The 17,617-nt window shown below is 68.8% G+C and carries 20 protein-coding genes; 10 read left to right on the top strand and 10 right to left on the bottom strand.

The features are described from left to right. Positions 1-25 precede the first annotated feature (25 nt). Positions 26-505, bottom strand: coding sequence for a hypothetical protein (locus tag AC1HFH_RS01875; protein WP_480245698.1), 480 nt, complete (start codon positions 503-505; stop codon positions 26-28). A gap of 111 nt (positions 506-616) precedes the next feature. Between AC1HFH_RS01875 and AC1HFH_RS01870 the strand changes: the two genes are divergently transcribed. The 5 genes from AC1HFH_RS01870 to AC1HFH_RS01850 all read left to right on the top strand — a co-directional run bounded on the left by AC1HFH_RS01870 (position 617) and on the right by AC1HFH_RS01850 (position 5,565). Next, positions 617-1,378 (top strand): DUF2470 domain-containing protein, encoded by a 762-nt coding sequence (locus AC1HFH_RS01870; protein ID WP_480245697.1) that lies wholly within the window; start codon positions 617-619, stop codon positions 1,376-1,378. Between the two features lie 51 nt (positions 1,379-1,429). Then, positions 1,430-2,257 carry a CPBP family intramembrane glutamic endopeptidase gene (locus AC1HFH_RS01865; protein ID WP_480245696.1) on the top strand — a complete coding sequence of 276 codons (828 nt, stop codon included), beginning with the start codon at positions 1,430-1,432 and terminating at the stop codon, positions 2,255-2,257. A gap of 1,096 nt (positions 2,258-3,353) precedes the next feature. Next, a complete protein-coding gene (locus AC1HFH_RS01860) occupies positions 3,354-4,355 on the top strand; it encodes an LCP family protein (protein ID WP_480245695.1) in 1,002 nt (333 codons plus the stop codon). A gap of 9 nt (positions 4,356-4,364) precedes the next feature. Beyond that, positions 4,365-4,907, top strand: a complete 543-nt coding sequence (locus AC1HFH_RS01855; protein WP_480245694.1) for a ferritin — start codon at positions 4,365-4,367, stop codon at positions 4,905-4,907. Positions 4,908-5,016: 109 nt separating this feature from the next. Continuing rightward, a complete protein-coding gene (locus tag AC1HFH_RS01850) occupies positions 5,017-5,565 on the top strand; it encodes a ferritin (protein ID WP_480245693.1) in 549 nt (182 codons plus the stop codon). Between the two features lie 67 nt (positions 5,566-5,632). On the opposite strand, the gene AC1HFH_RS01845 is transcribed toward AC1HFH_RS01850, so the two are convergent. The 5 genes from AC1HFH_RS01845 to AC1HFH_RS01825 all read right to left on the bottom strand — a co-directional run bounded on the left by AC1HFH_RS01845 (position 5,633) and on the right by AC1HFH_RS01825 (position 9,142). Continuing rightward, complete coding sequence (locus AC1HFH_RS01845; RefSeq protein WP_480245692.1) at positions 5,633-5,770, bottom strand: hypothetical protein; 138 nt, start codon at positions 5,768-5,770, stop codon at positions 5,633-5,635. Between the two features lie 227 nt (positions 5,771-5,997). After that, the gene (locus AC1HFH_RS01840) at positions 5,998-6,915 is read right to left on the bottom strand and encodes a DUF5926 family protein (protein ID WP_480245691.1); all 918 of its coding nucleotides are present in this window, start codon (positions 6,913-6,915) and stop codon (positions 5,998-6,000) included. Positions 6,916-6,958: 43 nt separating this feature from the next. Next, on the bottom strand, positions 6,959-7,726 hold the full coding sequence (locus AC1HFH_RS01835; RefSeq protein WP_480245690.1) for a glycerophosphodiester phosphodiesterase: 768 nt from the start codon (positions 7,724-7,726) through the stop codon (positions 6,959-6,961). Further along, positions 7,723-8,679 carry a DUF4328 domain-containing protein gene (locus AC1HFH_RS01830; protein ID WP_480245689.1) on the bottom strand — a complete coding sequence of 319 codons (957 nt, stop codon included), beginning with the start codon at positions 8,677-8,679 and terminating at the stop codon, positions 7,723-7,725. The genes AC1HFH_RS01835 and AC1HFH_RS01830 overlap by 4 nt, the downstream gene beginning before the upstream one ends. Before the next feature lie 103 nt (positions 8,680-8,782). Beyond that, the gene (locus AC1HFH_RS01825) at positions 8,783-9,142 is read right to left on the bottom strand and encodes a rhodanese-like domain-containing protein (RefSeq protein WP_480245688.1); all 360 of its coding nucleotides are present in this window, start codon (positions 9,140-9,142) and stop codon (positions 8,783-8,785) included. A 359-nt stretch (positions 9,143-9,501) separates the two neighbouring features. On the opposite strand from AC1HFH_RS01825, the gene AC1HFH_RS01820 reads away from it, so the two are divergent. Continuing rightward, on the top strand, positions 9,502-10,116 hold the full coding sequence (locus tag AC1HFH_RS01820) for a hypothetical protein (RefSeq protein WP_480245687.1): 615 nt from the start codon (positions 9,502-9,504) through the stop codon (positions 10,114-10,116). Between the two features lie 4 nt (positions 10,117-10,120). Here AC1HFH_RS01820 and msrA read toward each other — a convergent pair whose 3' ends face one another. Then, positions 10,121-10,804 (bottom strand): peptide-methionine (S)-S-oxide reductase MsrA, encoded by a 684-nt coding sequence (gene msrA / locus AC1HFH_RS01815; RefSeq protein WP_480245686.1) that lies wholly within the window; start codon positions 10,802-10,804, stop codon positions 10,121-10,123. A gap of 178 nt (positions 10,805-10,982) precedes the next feature. On the opposite strand from msrA, the gene AC1HFH_RS01810 reads away from it, so the two are divergent. The 3 genes from AC1HFH_RS01810 (at position 10,983) to AC1HFH_RS01800 (ending at position 13,623) form a co-directional block, all read left to right on the top strand. Next, on the top strand, positions 10,983-11,606 hold the full coding sequence (locus AC1HFH_RS01810) for a superoxide dismutase (protein ID WP_480245685.1): 624 nt from the start codon (positions 10,983-10,985) through the stop codon (positions 11,604-11,606). A 232-nt stretch (positions 11,607-11,838) separates the two neighbouring features. Then, positions 11,839-12,366 carry a peptidase gene (locus tag AC1HFH_RS01805; protein ID WP_480245684.1) on the top strand — a complete coding sequence of 176 codons (528 nt, stop codon included), beginning with the start codon at positions 11,839-11,841 and terminating at the stop codon, positions 12,364-12,366. A gap of 504 nt (positions 12,367-12,870) precedes the next feature. After that, positions 12,871-13,623, top strand: a complete 753-nt coding sequence (locus AC1HFH_RS01800) for a TMEM165/GDT1 family protein (protein ID WP_480245683.1) — start codon at positions 12,871-12,873, stop codon at positions 13,621-13,623. Here AC1HFH_RS01800 and AC1HFH_RS01795 read toward each other — a convergent pair. Then, positions 13,508-14,155 carry a TetR/AcrR family transcriptional regulator gene (locus tag AC1HFH_RS01795; protein ID WP_480245682.1) on the bottom strand — a complete coding sequence of 216 codons (648 nt, stop codon included), beginning with the start codon at positions 14,153-14,155 and terminating at the stop codon, positions 13,508-13,510. The two genes, AC1HFH_RS01800 and AC1HFH_RS01795, sit on opposite strands and share 116 nt — an antisense overlap. A gap of 137 nt (positions 14,156-14,292) precedes the next feature. Here AC1HFH_RS01795 and AC1HFH_RS01790 point away from each other — a divergent pair, with 137 nt between their 5' ends. Then, positions 14,293-15,060: an SDR family NAD(P)-dependent oxidoreductase gene (locus AC1HFH_RS01790; RefSeq protein WP_480245681.1), complete on the top strand. Its 768-nt coding sequence runs from the start codon at positions 14,293-14,295 to the stop codon at positions 15,058-15,060. Between the two features lie 39 nt (positions 15,061-15,099). On the opposite strand, the gene AC1HFH_RS01785 is transcribed toward AC1HFH_RS01790, so the two are convergent. Together AC1HFH_RS01785 and htpG are read right to left on the bottom strand one after the other, a co-directional pair. Further along, positions 15,100-15,558: an N-acetyltransferase family protein gene (locus tag AC1HFH_RS01785; protein ID WP_480245680.1), complete on the bottom strand. Its 459-nt coding sequence runs from the start codon at positions 15,556-15,558 to the stop codon at positions 15,100-15,102. Positions 15,559-15,671: 113 nt separating this feature from the next. Next, on the bottom strand, positions 15,672-17,570 hold the full coding sequence (gene htpG / locus AC1HFH_RS01780) for a molecular chaperone HtpG (RefSeq protein WP_480248012.1): 1,899 nt from the start codon (positions 17,568-17,570) through the stop codon (positions 15,672-15,674). Positions 17,571-17,617 lie beyond the last annotated feature (47 nt).

The following is a 17,617-nucleotide window of genomic DNA, read 5'->3' as shown; positions in this document are numbered from 1 at the left end:
GGCCGCCCGATCGCGGGCCGGTGAGCTATTCCGGGGCGTTTCCGGTGGGCGGCACTTCGGCAGCGGCCGGTGCCAGCACCGACAGCGTCGCCGTGACCTCGGCCGGTGCCGGCGTCTCGATACCCAGCAACACGCCGCGAACCGCCTCGATGGCGGCCGGCCGCAGCGCGGTCAGAAAGGCGATGTCCGGCGCGGTGAGCGCGGCCCGGATGTCCTCACCGCACAGTGCGGCGGTGGTGGCCGCGACCACCGCCAGTGCCCGTTCCCCGTGCGCGGTCCGGGCGACGAATCCGCCGTCCTGGTGTGCCGCCCCGGCCAGGAAATCGGCCAGCTCCGCATCGGGGACATCGGCGTCTATCACCCGTGCCGCGGCGATGCGGCCCCCGACCGGATGTACCAGGCCGTCGGCGAGCCCGGCCGGACCGGTTCCGGCGGATGCACCGGCGGCCGGGCTCGGCATCCCGAGCGTTATCGGCACTGGGGCGGGCGCAGGACGGTCGGCCATCGGTCCACCGTATTACGTGCCGGTGATCGGTTGCGCAGCTCACCCCTTTGACTTAGCTTAGGGTAACCTAATGATCGACATCGGATCGAGCCGAGCCCCGCGGAGGATTGCATGCGTAGTTCCACCACCACCGCCGCACCCAGCACCGCCGAGCGGGTCCGCAATGCCTGCGCGCATGCCGAGACCGCAATGCTCGCGCTGCCGGGCGCCGAACCGACGCCGACTTCGGTGCACCAGTTGCGCGCCGGCGGCGACGCCGTGGTCGCCATCCCGACCGGATCGGTCGCCGCCGAACCGGCCACCGCCGCCGACGGCACTCCCGCGGTCCTGGAACTCACCGATCATGCCCCGCTGCCGCTGCGTGAACCGGTGCGGGCACTGGTCTGGCTGCGCGGCCGGATTCGGCACGTTCCGGCGCATGCCCAGCGCGCCCTCGCCGGCGAGATCGCCAAGGACCATCCGCATCCGGGCCTGCTCGACGTCGGATTCGGCGTGACCCTGGTGCGGTTGACCGTGGACACCGCGGTGGTGGCCGACACCTCCGGCGCGGAATCGGTTCCGGCGACCGCATTGCGAACGGCCACCCCGGACCCGTTCTGTGCCCTGGAATCCGCCTGGTTGCAGCACCTGGCCGAGGACCACGCCGACATCGTCGCCCAGCTGGCCCGGCATCTGCCGCCACGGCTGCGCGGCGGGACGGTGTTTCCGCTGGCCATCGACCGGTACGGGCTGACCCTTCGGGTCGAGGGCCTCGACGGCGATCACGATATCCGCTTGGCCTTCCCGGACCCGGCCGACGATCTGGAATCGCTGAGCCGGGCGGTGCGTATCCTGGCGGGCTGCCCGTTCCTCAACGGGATCCGCCGCCGCTGATCGTGCCCTGCCGGGACGGCACGGGCGCGGGGAGTGCATACACTGCGCGGCATGCGAGACGGTGGCGGGGAGCTCAGCGAGCGAGAGCGGTTCGGAATCCGGATCGAGATCGCGATCGTCCTGGTCGTGACCTTCGGTCTGAGCGGAGCCTCGGCAGCCCTGTCGCTGCTGGACTCGGCGCTCGCACCGGGCGGGGTCGGCGAGCGAACGGTGGCGTTGAACGCCTCGCGATCGCAACACTCCATCCTGGACCTGGCGTTCCAGCTGCTCGGTGTCGCCCGGCTGGCGGGCTGGGCGGCGCTGGGTCTCTACCTGCTGTGGCGCAGTGGTATCGGTCCCCGGATGATCGGTTTCGCGCGCCCGTACCTGTTCGCCCGGAGCAGCAGTTCGGCGGCCGCAGGTCCGGCCCGAACCCGCTGGTGGCCCGGCGATCTACCGGCGGGACTGGCACTCGCCGCCGTGATCGGCCTGCCGGGCCTGGCGCTGTATCTGATCGCCCACACCCTCGGCATGAGTGTGACCATCGTTCCCGATGCGCTGGACGAGCACTGGTGGCGGCTGCCGGCGCTGCTGCTGTCGGCCGCCGCCAACTCGGTCGCCGAGGAAGTGCTCGTGGTGGCGTACCTGATCACCCGGTTGCAGCAACTCGGCTGGTCGGCCAACCGGTCGCTGCTGGCCTCCGCGTTGTTACGCGGTAGCTACCACCTGTACCAGGGCCTCGGCGGCGGGCTGGGCAATGTGGTGATGGGCCTGGTCTTCGGCCGCTACTGGCAGCGCACCCGACGATTGTGGCCGCTGGTGATCGCCCATGCCCTGATCGACGCCGTCGCCTATCTCGGCTACACGGTGCTGCGCGGCCGGGTGGACTGGCTGCCGTGATACCGACTCGGCTACGACCTCCCTGTGCGTGTTCACACCGGCGAGCCGGCAATCGATAGGCACAGCATCCACCGCCCATCCCCTCCGAATAAGTAGAGTCCCGGAAATGAACGGCGACGACCCTCGCTCCGGCGTCCCGCGGCGGCGTATCCCGCCGCAGGACGACCGCACCGGCGAAGGTCGCCCCGGCCCACACCCGGACCGCCGCGACCCTCCGCCGAACAGCGCTTCCGCCCGGCACCACACGCCGGAAGCGGTCCCGCCACGCACTGCCCGCCCTGCTGGTCGACCCGGCGGCCCGGACCGGCCAGGCCACCCGATAAACGCGCAACCCAGCCCGGGTGCAGGGGTACCACCACCCGCTGGACCCGCAACGCGCGGAAACCCGCCGCCAGGGAACGCCCACACCGCGCCGGACCCCCGGCAAGCACAAGGAGGCCACCCCGGACCTCACCCAGGCGGAACCGACAACCAGCCGTTCCGGCAGAACATTCCGCCCGGACCGGCCGACCGCCGCACGCAGCCGGGACGTGCACCGGCAGGATCGGGAGACCGACCGATGCAAGGCAGGCAGCCGGGACGTGCAGCCGCAGGACCGGAAGACCGACCGCCGCGAGGCGCGCAGCCGGGCAGCCCCTTCGTCGGCCCCGGCAATCAGCCGCCCCCGGGAAAACGGCCGGTGGCTCCGCCCCGCGGCCGGCCGATACCGGGCGCTCCCCCCGCCGGACCGGCCGGCCCGCCCAGGCGCGGTACCGGACCGGCTCCCCCATCCGAGGCCGGCCACCGGCCGAAGCAAGTCGACCGGCCTAGCCACGTTCCGGGTGGTCGGGGTGGTGGCGGGACGGCCGGTGTCTGCGGCGATCGGCCGGCGCCGGCGGAGGCGACCCAGATCACGCGGCGGGACGGGCGGCCGCCGCCGGCACAGGCCTGGTCCGAGGCACCGCCGCATATCCGGCAGCCGGCACCACCGCCACGGAGCCGGGTCGGACCACCCCCGACACCGCCGCCCGGGCGCTCCGGTATCCGCCCGGCGGGCGGGTCGGCGCGCCCGCGCGGGCATGCACCGACCCAGCGGCCGGTCCCCTATCGCGATGACGTGCCACCACCCCGGCGTCCGCGGCGTGCAGGTGCCGGGCAGGCGCCCCGGCCACGCCGGCGGCGCCGGCATCTGGGCCGCTGGCTGCTGATCCTGCTGGTAGCGCTGCTGGCCGCGCTGTTCGCGGCGGTCATCCATCTGGACGGCAAGCTGAACCGGGTTCCCGCCCTCACCTCCTACAGCGGGCGGATCGGAAACACGCCGGGCACCAACTGGCTGCTGGTCGGCAGCGACGGGCGCGGCGAACTCAGCGAACAGCAGGAACAGGATCTCGCCACCGGTGGCGATACGGGACCGGAACGCACCGACACCATCATGCTGGTGCACATCCCCCGGTCCGGGGCGACCACGATGGTGAGCCTGCCGCGCGATTCCTATGTCGACATCCCCGGTTACGGCCAGGACAAGCTGAACGCCGCATTCGCCTTCGGCGGGCCGGCCCTGCTGGTGCAGACGGTGGAGGAGAACACCGGGGTGCGGATCGATCACTACGCCCAGGTCGGGTTCGGCGGGTTCGCCGATGTCGTCGACACGCTCGGCGGTATCGACGTCTGCCTGCCCGACCCGATCCGGGATCCGCTCGCCGGGCTGGATCTGCCGGCCGGCTGCCGGCGGCTCTCCGGTGCCGAGGCACTGGGCTTCGTCCGGACCCGGGCGACGCCGCGCGCCGACCTGGACCGGATGAACAACCAGCGGATCTTCCTGTCGGCACTGCTGGCGAAGGCGACGAGCGCGGGCACGTTGCTGAACCCGTTCACGCTGTGGCCGATGATCGGCGACGTGGCCGGCTCGCTGCGCGTCGACGAGGGCGACCACCTGTGGCACCTGGCCCGGCTGGCCTGGTCGATGCGCGGTGACCTGGTGACCACCACGGTCCCGGTCGGCGATTTCGCCGAAACCGGCAGCGGCAACGTCCTGCTGTGGGACCAGGAGCGCGCCGGCCTGTTCTTCGACGCGCTCGCGGCGGACGAACCGATCCCACCCGACCTGATCACGGAGTAACGTCGAGGCATGGCCGCGTTCCCCGATCTGCTACGCACCCAGGTCCGCCGGATGCTGACCGGCGCCCAGCAGTATCTCGCCGCGGCGGTCTATCTCGACACGCAGCGGCTGCCGGAACTGGCCGGGCGAATGTACGCGCACGCCGAAGAGCAGCGCGGCAACGGCCTGCGGATGGTGCAGTATCTGCTGGACCGCGACCTGCCGGTGACGGTGGGCGGACTCGACACCATCCGGTCCGAATTCGATTCCCCGCGCGATGCCATTGCCTTCCTGCTGGATCGCGAGCAGGAACACACCGACCGGATCACCGAACTGGCGGCCGGGGCCCGCGCGGACGGTGACCTGCTCGGCGAGCAGTTCGTCCAGTGGTTCCTCCAGGAGCAGACGGCCGATCTCGCCGATATGACCACGCTGCTCACGGTGCTGGACCGGGCACCCGGGAACCTCTTCGACGTGGAGGAATTCATCCGCCGGGAACTGCGGAGCACCGTCGTGACGGATGGCGGTGCCCCTAAAATGGCCGGTGAAAAACGGGCCAGAAATTCAGGTTAGGCACAACTCAGTAAGGTAAAACTGAGTGCCCCGGCTACTGAGGAAACACTAACCTCAATAAGGTTGCACTTGGATGACACGCGCTGCGACCAGGACTAATGTTGCCGATATGTCCAGCAATCCGGAAGCCCCGCGCAGCAAATTCCACAGCCTGCTCCACGACCAGATCCGGCATGAATTCAACGCCGAGCATCAGTACATCGCAATTGCGGTGTGGTTCGACAATGCGGATCTGCCTCAGCTGGCCAAGCGCTTCTATGCCCAGGCCGTCGAGGAGCGCAATCACGCCATGATGATCGTGCAGTACTTCCTGGACCGCGATATCGATGTCGAGATCGCCGGAATCGATGCCGCCAAGTCGCGGTTCGCGGATGCCCGGGAACCGATCGCCCTGGCTCTCGACCAGGAGAAGACGGTCACCGATCAGATCGTCCAGCTGGCCAGTACCGCCCGGGAAGAGGGCGACTACCTCGGCGAGCAGTTCATGCAGTGGTTCCTGAAGGAGCAGGTCGAGGAGGTCGCCAATATGACCACCCTGCTCAATATCGCCGACCGCGCCGGCGCCAACCTGTTCGATCTGGAGAACTTCATGGCCCGCGAGATGTCGCTGCCGAAGGATGCCTCGGGAGCACCCTCCGCCGCCGGCGGCGCCGTCTGAGCCCTGGGCACGACGTCGGTGACCGGCCCCGCCGCGATCCGGGCGCGGACCGGCCACCGACGGTTCGTCATTCGGCGCTGCCACCCCCGGCACTCAGGGTGTTCAGCAGCGCCAGGATCTGGATCAGGAACTCTTCCATCTTCTTACCATCCTCATCATTGTGCAGCAGAAAGCACAATTGCCGGTGTCGAGTCGAAGTCGGCACCGGCAATTGCTATGAAGTTTTCATGGGGGGAGAATCACTCGGCGCTGAGCGAGCTGAGCAGGCCGGTGATCAGTTCCAGAATGCCGTCCATGGCTTCCTACTTTCCTCATCGAAGCGGTGAGTGTCACCTCACCATCGCCCGGTCTTGCGGCGATGAGAAGACAGTAGCCGGCACCAAGGGTGGAACGTGCGTTTTTCAGAAAATTTCTCCGGCTTATCTCGGCGGGTCAGCGCAGCGTGACCTGACGCGACCGCAAACCGTCCCGGGACCGGCGTTCGGCACCGGTCAGCGGTGCATCGGTGGCCAGGGCGGCGCCCAGCCGGGCGTCGAACTCGACTGCCGCCGCCTCCCATTCGGTCGGGTGCCGCTCCGGATCCAGATCGAACACCGGCACCAGCAGCCCATGGGTCCGGAAGGTGCCGGCGAACCGGGAACCCTCACCCAGATGCAGACCACCCGCGGCATGCACCCGGGCCAGGGCCGACATCACCCGGTCCTCGTCCTCCGGCCGGACCCAGCGGATATGCGCCTTCTCACCGGCGTCCACCCACCAGACCGCCCCGGTCACATCGGCCGGGTACAGCCGGGCCGACGGCATGATCGCATCCTTGGCCTGTTCGATGGTGGCAGCGACCTGGGGATCCGGAGTCACCCCCGCCGGCACCCACCAATCGAAATCCTGGTGCACGGTCAGCTCCAGGTCCGCGCCCGGATCGATGACGTCGGCCGGGCGCGGGCCATCGGGTGTGGCCCCGGCCGCCGGCAGCGAATCGCCCGGCTCCGCGGACTGGGTCCACAGAATCGCGGCGGCCAGGTCGGCACCCGGATCGGCCCCCTGGGCCTGCACCTGGGCGGCGACCATCCCGAGCGGTTCGTCACCGGCCCGGACCAGCGCGGCCACCGCACCGGGCAGCACCGTCGCCAAGGTGACGGGACGCTCGGCCGCCACCCCCGGGGCGAGTTTCAGGTTCGCGGTCGCCGACGGGACGAATTCCCGCAGCGCCACCAGATCACATTCGGCGGCCAAACCCTCGAACGGCCGAGTGACCGCCTGGGACGCCTGCTCCTGTGCGGCCCGCCGCTCGGCGAGGCGCTGCTGCCGGTTGCTTCCCGGCTTCGGACTGTTGCGCTTGCTCTTACCCACGAACGGCCACCTTACTGGGCCGATCCCGGGATACCGGGCAGCGCTACAACTCCGCCAGCAGTGTCTTGGTGCGCCCCGGATGATTCGTCGCCACCCAGCCCACACTCAGGTCCGCGCAAAGCCGGATATCGGCGGGATCGTCGACCGTCCAGCAGTAGGTCTCCCGGCCCGCGGCGGCCGCCTTGTCCACCAGCTCCGGATGCTCGCGCAGAGTCTTCACCGACGGTCCGACCGCGGTGGCGCCGACGGTGGTGGCCGCACTGCCACCCAGATACCGCGAGGACTCGCCCAGCAGCACGGTCGGCAGCAGCGGCGCGCTGCGGCGGATCCGCCACACCGCCGTGGCCGCGAAAGACATCACCACGGCCCGGGAGTGGTCCGCCGACGCCGGTGCGGCGATGCCGAACCGCTGCAGTTCGGCCAGCAGTTTGTTCTCCACCAGGGCGCCGTAGCGGACCGGATGTTTGGTCTCGATGAACAGCTTGGTGGGCCGGCTGCGCCAGTCCAGCACCAAGCCGATCAACTCGCTCAGGGTGAGCACACCCGCGGGTTCGCCGTCGCCGCCGAAATCGAATTCGCGCAACTGGGCCAGGGTGAGTTCACTGACCGCACCGGTGCCCGAGGACGTCCGATCCACCGTGCGGTCGTGCACGCAGACGAGGTGTCCGTCCCGGGTCAGCCGGACATCGCATTCGACACCGTCGGCACCCTCCTGCAGCGCCAGCTCGTATGCGGCGAGCGTGTGTTCGGGCCGCGTCGCCGACGACCCCCGATGCGCGACCACGAACGGCGCGCGCTTGCCCTGGCTCACTTGGCCACGACCTCCTCCTGCTCACGTTCGGCGGTGTCGGTATCCGGTTCCGGCTCCCGATGCCCCGGCGCCACCGGTGCGATCACCGGCTCGACCGGATCCGCCGACACTGTCCACCGATGCGGCCGACGGTGCCGGCCCCACAGATCACGCCCCTGCAGCAGCTGCATGGCCCATACCGTGGCCACGGCGACCCCGGCTGCGTACAGATCCGTCCACGCGGTGACCGCGACGGAGTCGGCCTCGGCCTGCAGGGTTCCGGTCGGCCGCCAGAGCAGGGCGGCAACCATCAGGGCACCGCCGAACACCCAGATGATCCACCAGATCCGCACCGCGCGCCGGGCCCGTGGATCGTAGGCCGCCCCGACCACCTCGCACAGGAAAACCCCCGGCCAGATCAGGTTCACCCCCGGAACCAGGCAGCCGAGCAGCATCGAACGGACCGACCGGGGATCCCGCCGACCCCGGGCGGCGAACACCCGGCGCCGCACCTCGATCAGCCACGCCGTCGAAGCCACCGCAGCCGCCAGCGCACCCAGCGGGGCCAGCACCCCGAACACCCAGACCGAACTGTCGGACGCCCACAGCAGTTCCGGTGTGATCAGCCGGGTCCGATTCCGGAGCAGGATCAGATACCGGCCCGCTTCGGCGAACGCGGCCAGCAGGAACAGCACCGCCGTGACCCACAACAGCAGTGGGGCACGGCCCGCCCAGACGGACAGCCGATCCCGGGGCCGGTCCGCCTGCTGTGGTCCGGGAACGTCGATCAGGCCCCAGCGCGGGATCTCGGAGTAGTGCGGTGTCGGTGTCGGCCGAACCGCCCGAGCCGGCCCCGGCCGGCGACCGGCCCGCCCCGGACGGCGCGCCACCCAGCGATAGTTACGCCGCTCGGGCGGCGCATCCACCGGGCCCGGCGACAGCAGGACGCCATGGCAGCGCGGGCACCAGTGCATCGGTGTCCCCTGCACCGACCAGCGCGCGCCACAGCGCGCACAAGGTTGCACCACCGAACTCACCGCGCACCCCGTTCCTGTGCTCGTTCGCGCCTGCGGCGCGTCAGTAGATCCTGCCCGGATGCTCGCCGGTCCCCGCCAGCGGTCGCCCGGCCTGCTGCCAGGCGACCATGCCGCCGGTCACCTGGATCGCCTCGTATCCGATGTGTTCGAGATACCGGACCACCTCCAGAGAACGCCCGCCCTGGCGGCAGACGACATACAGTTCGGCGTCGGGATCGATCTCGTCCACCCGGGCCGGTACGTCGGCCATCGGGATGTGCACGGCCCCCGGGGCGTGGCCGAGCTGCCATTCGTCGGCCTCGCGTACATCGAGGAGCATGGCGCCCGGGACCGGGTCGGCGTGGTCGAATCCGGCGGGGATCTCACCCACCGGGACCGTCGGGACATCTGCGCTCGTCACGGTTTCGATCCTGCCATGCGAGGCCGGTCGCCGGGCATCGTGTGCACCGAGCCGAGTTATCCACATCATCCACAGGTTGATCCACAGGTCTCAGCTATCGCGCAGCACACCGCCGGCAGGACAAGACTATCGCCCCAGGTCCTCCCCCGGCGGCGCCGGTGGCCGGGGCGACCGATCCGGAACTCCCCTCCTGACATCCCGGAGCGGTCGACCACCGCCGGCGTCGGGATCCACCAGGTGTTCCGATCCCGACATCTGTTTGGACGCAGCCCGGCCGGATTCGGTTCCATAAAAAATGACGAGCATGGCGAAAATCTGAAATCCCGCGATCTCCGTGGGGGTATCGGTAGCCTGAGCACATGAACATGAGCAGGGGGCTACTCGACAGCTTCGACACCAACGGCCTGAACACCGCTTTGGCAGAAGCCACCTGCCTGGGCGCGGAGATCGATGTCACAGCGGGCCGGCTACAGCTGGCGCTGGAGGTGCTCACCCTCCCGGCGGAAGGGCCCGCACCGGAGGACAGCCGGGTCGTGCTCACCTTCACCGGGGTGTCCCGGGTGGCGGCCTCGCTGCGCACCCAGCACTGGGACGATGTCGAGCCCAAGGTGCTGCCGCTGCAGCTGGACGGGCTGGACGGGGCCATCCGCAGCTTCGGCGGCGCCGGCCTGCACGGCTGGGAGTTCATCGATGTCGACGAGAGCGGCTGGACGCTGTGGAGCGAACTGCTCAGCTTCGACACCGTGCTCGACGACACCCGCATCTCGCCGCACGTCATCGAGTTCAGCCAGGAGGAGGGCATCGACCCTCGCGAACTCGATGTGCGGATCTGGTTCGACAAGCTCTCGGTGTCCGATACCGACGGCCGGGAGCTGCCGATGGCGGATTTCGTGGCCGGTGGGCAGCGCTGGTGGCAGGCACACGATGCCGGCGACGCCCGGGCGAGCCGGGCGGGCATAGCCCCGCCGCTCTGACGCGCTAGACGCCCTCCAGCCCGATCGGGCAGCTCACCCCGGTGGCGTGCACCGGGCAGTAGCCGCCGGGGTTCTTCGCCAGGTACTGCTGGTGATAGCCCTCGGCGTAGTAGAACCGGGACAGATCGGGTAGCGGGGCGATCTCGGTGGTGATCGGGCCGTACCCGGCGGCCCGCAGCCGTTCACCGTATGCCGCCGCGGTCTCCCGGGCGATCTCGTCTTGCCGGCCGTTCAGCGTGAGCAGTGCCGAACGGTACTGGGTACCCCGGTCGTTGCCCTGGCGCATGCCCTGGGTGGGGTCGTGGTTCTCCCAGAAATGCTTCAACACCCCGCGATAGTCGAGTACCGCTGGGTCGAAGACGACCAGCACGGCCTCGGTGTGCCCGGTCCGCCCGCTGCAGACCTCCTCGTAGGTCGGATTCGGGGTGTATCCGCCGGCGTAGCCGACCGCGGTCGAGTAGACCCCGTCCAGCTCCCAGTACCCCTTCTCGGCCCCCCAGAAGCAGCCCATGCCGACCACCGCGAGTTCCATACCCTCGGGAAACGGTGGCCGGAGCGGGTGGCCGTTCACAAAGTGCGTCTCCGGGACCAGAATGGGGTCGGCCCGGCCGGGCAGCGCGGCATCCGCCGAAACCATCCGCGGTTCCGGCAGGTGGACCCGTCCGGCGAGCTCATCGAACCACGACATGCTTCGATGCTAGACACAGTTGGTAAACACATGTCGCAGCCCGCGGGCTGCCTCGGCGATTCCGGTATCCCGGAATGCGGGGGCGCACACGCTGGGTTGCAGCAAACGGGTGTACGAATGATGGTTGGGTGCGCTCGAACGCTCGAGTGCACACAGCCCGACACAGGAAAGGGACAACGTGGCCGAGTACACGCTGCCGGATCTGGACTACGACTACAGCGCTCTGGAGCCCCACATCTCCGGGCAGATCAACGAGATTCACCACTCGAAGCACCACGCCGCCTACGTCGCGGGCGCGAACACCGCTCTCGAGAAGCTGGAGGCCGCCCGGGAGGCCGGCGACCACTCCGCGATCTTCCTGCACGAGAAGAACCTGGCGTTCCACCTGGGTGGTCACACCAACCACTCGATCTGGTGGAAGAACCTGTCGCCCAACGGCGGCGACAAGCCGGTCGGCGAGCTGGCCGCCGCCATCGACGACCAGTTCGGCTCGTTCGACAAGTTCCGCGCCCAGTTCACCGCCGCCGCGAACGGCCTGCAGGGCTCCGGCTGGGCGGTGCTCGGCTACGACACCCTGGGTCAGAAGCTGCTGACCTTCCAGCTGTACGACCAGCAGGCCAACGTGCCGATCGGCATCATCCCGCTGCTGCAGGTCGACATGTGGGAGCACGCCTTCTACCTGCAGTACAAGAACGTCAAGGCCGACTATGTGACCGCGTTCTGGAACGTCGTCAACTGGGCCGACGTGCAGGATCGCTTCGCGCGCGCCGTCGCGCAGGGCAAGGGCCTCATCTTCGGGTAAGGCTGCCCGCCGTATCCGTTCGCCGGTGCATCCGGGCAGCAATGCCCCGGATGCACCGGCGCACTGGTTTCCGGGGACGCACGGCAGCTTCGGTCACCACCCGGCGCTTCCTGGCACTCTCTGGTACTTGTGTGCCAGATATGTTTCGCGCTATCCATGTAGTAGGACCTCGTACCCCGGGGTTCGATGCGAGGACGGGCACAGCCGCCCCCGGTAGCCACGGGAGGCCGAGATGCAGACGAACGGTCCGATCGGGATCACTCCCTTCCATGCCCGGGGGCAACTACGCGGATTCGTCGTTTCCGGCCGCTGGCCCGACACCACCAAGGAATGGGCGCAGGTGCTGATCCTCGCGGTGCGGGTGGCATCCCTGCCCGGCCTGCTGGTCACCTCCACCGTGTTCGGCGTCCGCGAGGAACTGCCGCAGGACCCGGAGCCTGGCACCGTCGGCCTGGTGATGGCCGAAGGACCGGTCCTCGGCGAGGACGCCCTCGAACCCGGCCGCTTCGCCGACCACGTCCCACCGGCCCTGCTGATGCTGCATCCACCGTCGGAGACCCACCCGTCCCTACCCGAATGCACCGGAGCCGCCTCCGGCTGCGTTCTCCTGCCCGGCATCCCCCACCTGGGCCTGGAACACCGCGCCGCCTGGGCCGAAGCCGAACTCGACGGCACCGTCACCGCCCTGACCAGCCGCGTCGGCCTGGACCCGATCAGTGATCCGGATACCGCCGTATTGGCCATGCTCATCGCCGCCTGAGCACACCCGGTCGCGAGAGGCGTCGACACCCGAATTCGGTCGGCGGCCGCTCGATCGTCCGGGCCCGGGGCCACGGTCGACCGCACCCACCACAGGCTCGGTCCGGACGACCGGCCGCCGACATCACTGAGTTACTCCGGGCGCCCGGCATTCCGTACCGCTGGGGCCCGAGGGCCCGGCAACCATGTGGCAGGTGCCCCACAGCACACGACTCAGGACACCCGAACAATCACCCAAGTATCGCCAAACTTATTGGCGCCACTGCGATTTCGACAACATAGAGTTGGCGCCGGCGAGGGTAGCGGGGTATGGTCGATACAGCGAAGGGGAGTAGCCCGCAATCGCGCAGTCGACATACTGATCGCCCTCGGCGGTCCGGCTGTCCGAACCGGTGGCACCGGTGGGCGAGACCTTCGGCCGATGACAACCGCTTGTTGCGTTGTCGGCTGGAGGCGCACCCGAAGCTCAGCCGACAGGCCGGAGAACCCTGGGAGCTGAGTTTCTTTGATTGCCACGATTCTGCTGAGTTTCGGTGTGCTGTTCCTGGCCGAGCTCGGCGACAAGTCCCAGCTGATGGCATTGACCTTCGCCCTGCGATACCGCTGGTGGGTGGTGCTGGCCGGCATCAGCGTGGCCAGTGTCGCGGTCAATCTCATCGCCGCCGGTGTCGGCCATTTCCTCGGGGCGGCGCTGCCCGCCGGCGCCATCGCGGTGGTCACCGCGCTGACCCTGCTGACCGTGGGCGTCTGGACGCTATGGGAGGCGCTCGACGATGCCGAAGCGGAGACGGCCCCCGAACCCGGGAGCACCCGCAACGCCTTCCTGGTGGTGATCTCGGCGTTCATGCTGGCCGAACTGGGCGACCGCACCATGTTCGCGACCGCCGCGCTCGCCTCGGGCAACGACTGGGCCGCGGTCTGGATCGGTTCGGTGGCCGGGATGATCGCCGCCGGTGCGCTGGCCATCGCGGTCGGCAAACTGGTCGGCAAGCATCTGCCGGAACGCCTCATCGCCTGCTGTTCCGGCCTGCTGTTCCTGTTCTTCGCGGCGAAGACCGCGCTCGACGCCTTCGCGACCGGACTGGGCGGGTCCACCACCATTGTCCTGGCGGCCGCCGCACCGGCTCTGATCGCGGCCGGGATCAGTCTGTGGGCACTGCGTCGCCGAACAGCGCGCCCGAGCGGCGGACCAGCTCCATCACCGGCGCCCGCAGGGCCAGCAGACCTTCGGGATCATTCGCCGCGACCCGGCCGGTGACCATCCCGCCGATCCCGGCGGCCAGCATCTGGCAGGCGAAGCGCTGCGCCTCCGACCGCGCACCCACCTCCTGGGCCAGCAGGTCCACGAAGCGGCGTTGCAGGGCCAGCCGGGCGGTGATCGCGACCGGACCGGCCGCATACACCTCGAAAAGGAACAGGCGGGCCGACGGCAGATCATCGGCCAGATGCTGCAGATAGGCGCCGATGAACCGATCCATCCGGGTCAGCTCGTCCGCAGCGGCGGGCTCGCCGACCACCTCGGTCAACCGCGCCACCGTCTGTTCGGAGACCCGGTCGAAGGCGGCCGCGAAACAGTCGGCCTTGGACTTGAACTGCTCGTAGAACGTCTCCCGAGAAACACCAGCGCGTTTCAGGATCGCGGCCACAGGTGTCCCGACATAGCCGTTCTCCACCATCGCCTCCCCCATGGCGACGAGGATCCGCTCGCGCTGACAAGCGACGACCTCCTCACGCGGCAAGCCGTGCCGTCCGCGCGGCAGGCGACGAGGTGGGGCAGCCGGTTCGGTCATGGTCACTGGCTCCGGAACTTCGTAGGGTCAAATCTGGTCACTCCATTCTGCGCTGCCTCCGACGGCGGCGGAGATGGACGACCCGATATGGTGCCATTGGCATACCGCCAATGGTTGTCACGAACGAGAGGACCATCGTGGAGATTTCGGGTTCCGCCGCCATCGTCACCGGAGGCGCGTCCGGCCTCGGTGCCGCCACCGCGAAGCGCCTGGCCGAACTGGGCGCCACCGTCTACGGCCTGGACGTACCGCAGTCCATCGAACGGGCCGGCGACAACGTGCCGGCCGGGGTCACCCTGCTGCCCGCCGACGTGACCAGCAACGACGAGGTCGAATCGGCCGTCGCGAAGATCACCGAGGCCGGCGCCCCGCTGCGGATCGTGGTCAACTGCGCCGGCGTCGGCTGGGCCGGCCGCATCCTGTCCAAGAACGGCCCGCACGATCTGGAGCTCTTCCGCACGGTCATCACCGTCAACCTGCTGGGCACCTTCAATGTGATGCGCCTGGCCGCCGACGCGATCGCCAAGACCGAGCCGGTCGACGAGTACGGTCAGCGGGGCGTCGTGATCAACACGGCGTCGGTGGCGGCGTTCGAAGGTCAGATCGGGCAGATCGCCTACTCCGCGTCGAAGGGCGGCGTGCACGGCATGACCGTACCGGCCGCCCGCGACCTGGCCCAGTTCGGGATCCGGGTGAACACCATCGCCCCCGGCATCATCGACACCCCGATGCTCGCCGGTGTCACCGAGGAATACCGCAAGGGCCTGGAGGCCGGCGTGCCGTTCCCGTCCCGCCTGGGTCGCCCGGACGAGTACGCCCAGCTCGCGGTCGACATCGTCGAGCACGACTACCTCAACGGCGAGACCATCCGGATGGACGGCGCGCTGCGCATGGCCCCGCGGTAACGCAGAAAGCCGGGGACGGGCCGGCCCGTCCCCGGCTTTTCAGATCTTCCGTTCGTAGGTGACCATCGCGCGTCCCGGGCCGTTGTAGTCACGCACCGGGCCGGCCACCGCGAAGCCGAGACTGCGGTGGAAATCGATCGAGGTGTAGTTGGCCGGGGAGGTGATCGCCCGGACCACCCGGCTGCCCCCGTCCCGCGCGATCCGGAAGAACTCGCCGTACATCGCCCGGCCCAGCCCGCTCTTACGGGATTCGGGGCGCACCGCGACGAAGTGGATATAGGCCTCGTCGGGCTCCGACGGCGAAACGAAGCCGATCAGGAAACCGGACAGCCCCACCTCGTCGGAGGCGATCAGGCTGGTTCGATGGAAGTGATCGAGGAACAACCTGGGCAGGCTCGCCACCTCGGTCTGCCCCCACCACTGTTCCACCACCCCGACCAGCTGATCGTAATCTGCCCGCCGCGCAACCCGGATCTCATGGCCGTCCCACTCTGCCATGTATCCATAGTGGCGCACCCGGCGCCCGGCCGCGCGGCTTGCGTCCGATTACGCGTACTGCCCGGACACCGGGCCGATGTCCGGGCAGTACGCCACGCTGTCGCGTTTCGCGATCAGACGGTGCGGGTCAGCCGGTCGGTGAGCAGGTGCGCGAACCGGGCCGGATCCTTCAGTTCGCCGCCCTCGGCGAGAACCGCGGTGCCGTACAGCAGTTCGGCCGTCTCGGCGAGTTCCGGCACCTTGCCCTCGTCGGCATCGGACTTGCGCGCGTCGTAGGTATCGCGCAGACCGGTGACCAGCGGGTGGGTCGGGTTGAGCTCCAGGATCCGCTTGGACTCCGGCAGTGCCTGCCCGGACGCCCGGTACATCCGCTCCAGCATCGGGCTGAAGTCGAAGGTGTCGCCGACCAGGCAGGCCGGCGAGCTGGTGAGCCGGCTGGTCAGGCGCACCTCCTTGACCGTGTCTTCCAGGGTCTTGCCGAGCCAGCCGAGCAGGTCCGCGAAGTCCTTGTCCTGCTGCTCACGCAGCGCCTCGGACTCCTTCTTCTCCTCCTCGGTCTCCAGATCGACCTCGCCCTTGGCGATGGACTGGAACCGCTTGCCCTCGAATTCGGGCACCGAGCCGACCCACATCTCGTCGACCGGATCGGTGAGGATCAGTACCTCGCGCTCCTTGGCCTTGAACGCCTCCAGGTGCGGAGAGTTCTCGATCTGCTCCCGGCTCTCGCCGGTCATGTAGTAGATCGCGTCCTGGCCCTCGGGCATCCGCTCGACGTACTCGGCCAGGGTGGTCAGCTCGGAATCGGAGTTCGTGGACGCGAACGACGAGACGGTCAGCAGAGTGTCGCGGTTGTCGGTGTCCTGCAGCAGCCCCTCCTTGAGGACGCGACCGAACTCCTGCCAGAAGGTCTGGTACTTCGTCTGGTCCTCGGCCTTCTGCAGGTCCTTGACCGTGCCGAGCACCTTCTTCACCAGGCGCTTGCGGATCGCCCGGATCTGCCGGTCCTGCTGCAGGATCTCCCGGGACACGTTCAGCGACAGATCCTGCGCGTCGACGACGCCCTTCACGAAGCGCAGATACTCCGGCATCAGCTCTTCGCAGTTGTCCATGATGAACACCCGGCGCACGTAGAGCTGTACCCCGCGCTTGTGTTCCCGGGTGAACAGGTCGAACGGCGCATGCGAGGGGATGAACAGCAGCGCCTGGTATTCGAAGGTGCCCTCGGCCTTCATCGGGATGATCTCCAGCGGATCGTCCCAGGCGTGGCTGACGTGGTGGTAGAACTCCTTGTACTCCTCGTCGGAGACCTCGCTGCGCGGACGGGTCCACAGCGCCTTCTGCGAGTTGAGCGTCTGGTCCTCGACGACGGTCTTCTCGACCTTCTCCTCACCCTCACCCTCGGTGACGGTGCGCTCGACCTGCATCCGGATCGGCCAGGAGATGAAGTCGGAGTACTTCTTGACGATCTCGCGGAGCTTCCACTCCAGCGTGTAGTCGTAGAGGTGATCTTCTTCGTCGGCCGGCTTCAGCTGCAGGGTCACCGAGGTGCCCTGCGGCAGGCCGTCCACCGATTCGATCGTGTAGGAGGAGCTGCCCGCCTCCGCCGACCAGCGGGTGCCCTCGGTCTCGCCCGCCTTGCGGGTGGTGAGGGTGACCTTGTCGGCGACCATGAACGTCGAATAGAAGCCGATGCCGAACTGGCCGATCAGCTCCTCGGCGGCGGCATCCGATTTGGCCTCACTGAGCTGTTTGCGCAGCTGCGCGGTACCCGACTTGGCCAGCGTGCCGATCAGGTCCACGACCTCGGCCCGGGACATCCCGATACCGTTGTCGCGCACGGTGAGCACCCGGGCCTCGGAGTCCGTTTCCAGCTCGATATGCAGATCGTCGGTGTCGACCTGCAAATCCTTGTCCTGGTAGGACGCCAGTTTCAGCTTGTCCAGGGCATCGGAAGCATTCGAGATCAGCTCGCGCAGGAACGTGTCTTTATTGGAGTACACCGAGTGGATCATCAGCTCGAGCAGCTGGTGAGCCTCGGCCTGGAACTCGAGTTGCTCTG

The organism is Nocardia sp. KT25-26 (genome assembly GCF_056627695.1).
This window is presented reverse-complemented; position numbering and strand designations above follow the sequence as displayed.

Excerpts from the sequence above, each read along its gene's own strand:
- msrA (WP_480245686.1), bottom strand. The coding sequence starts at position 10,804 with ATGTCGTGGTTCGATGAGCTCGCCGGACGGGTCCACCTGCCGGAACCG.
- AC1HFH_RS01805 (WP_480245684.1), top strand. The coding sequence starts at position 11,839 with ATGCAGACGAACGGTCCGATCGGGATCACTCCCTTCCATGCCCGGGGG.
- AC1HFH_RS01855 (WP_480245694.1), top strand. The coding sequence starts at position 4,365 with ATGGCCGCGTTCCCCGATCTGCTACGCACCCAGGTCCGCCGGATGCTG.
- AC1HFH_RS01865 (WP_480245696.1), top strand. The coding sequence starts at position 1,430 with ATGCGAGACGGTGGCGGGGAGCTCAGCGAGCGAGAGCGGTTCGGAATC.
- AC1HFH_RS01870 (WP_480245697.1), top strand. The coding sequence starts at position 617 with ATGCGTAGTTCCACCACCACCGCCGCACCCAGCACCGCCGAGCGGGTC.
- AC1HFH_RS01850 (WP_480245693.1), top strand. The coding sequence starts at position 5,017 with ATGTCCAGCAATCCGGAAGCCCCGCGCAGCAAATTCCACAGCCTGCTC.
- htpG (WP_480248012.1), bottom strand. The coding sequence starts at position 17,570 with ATGATCCACTCGGTGTACTCCAATAAAGACACGTTCCTGCGCGAGCTG.
- AC1HFH_RS01795 (WP_480245682.1), bottom strand. The coding sequence starts at position 14,155 with ATGACCGAACCGGCTGCCCCACCTCGTCGCCTGCCGCGCGGACGGCAC.
- AC1HFH_RS01830 (WP_480245689.1), bottom strand. The coding sequence starts at position 8,679 with ATGCACTGGTGCCCGCGCTGCCATGGCGTCCTGCTGTCGCCGGGCCCG.
- AC1HFH_RS01785 (WP_480245680.1), bottom strand. The coding sequence starts at position 15,558 with ATGGCAGAGTGGGACGGCCATGAGATCCGGGTTGCGCGGCGGGCAGAT.
- AC1HFH_RS01820 (WP_480245687.1), top strand. The coding sequence starts at position 9,502 with ATGAACATGAGCAGGGGGCTACTCGACAGCTTCGACACCAACGGCCTG.
- AC1HFH_RS01875 (WP_480245698.1), bottom strand. The coding sequence starts at position 505 with ATGGCCGACCGTCCTGCGCCCGCCCCAGTGCCGATAACGCTCGGGATG.